At 57.6% G+C, this 519-nt stretch carries 1 protein-coding gene; it reads right to left on the bottom strand.

The features are described from left to right. On the bottom strand, positions 1-519 hold a 519-nt coding region (locus tag J5224_RS35155), incomplete at both ends, for a nitrate- and nitrite sensing domain-containing protein (protein ID WP_264629405.1).

Raw genomic sequence — 519 nt, 5'->3', positions numbered from 1 at the left:
CAGGGTTCTGAAACTGGCAATATAGGCATCGCCGCGTCCCACCAATTGGTTCAGGCGCACAAACATGCCCTCACCAAAACGGTTGGCAGAAAAAACGTTAGCCAGCACCGCGCGCTCAATCCCCGCCTGCTCCTTGGCATTCAGCAGGCTGTAGTAGGCCGCGATCTGCTGCGTCACCCCGGCATCTCGTACCACATGCGCCATCCGTCCAATCCCTTCCAACAACGCCGTCACTTTTTCGCTATAGGCACCCAGCGCGGCATTCACCGGTATCGACATGCTGTTTACCTGACCCCGGAGCGTCTCCAGTGTGTTGAGCGAATCCGCCACCTGGGTAAAGTTTTTAGCCACATCGCCGCCTAACCAGGTGGTATCCATGTCGCGGTAACGCTGCTGAAAAGCGGTAGCGGCTTTGTCCGTGTCCTGACGCTGCGTCTGCAACTCGGGGCCAAAAGCGTTGCCCTGACTGCCAAAATAACCGGCGCTCATCCCTCGTTCCCGTTGCAGTTGATGCACCAA

The sequence above is a fragment of the Candidatus Symbiopectobacterium sp. NZEC135 genome (assembly GCF_025962695.1).
This window is presented reverse-complemented; position numbering and strand designations above follow the sequence as displayed.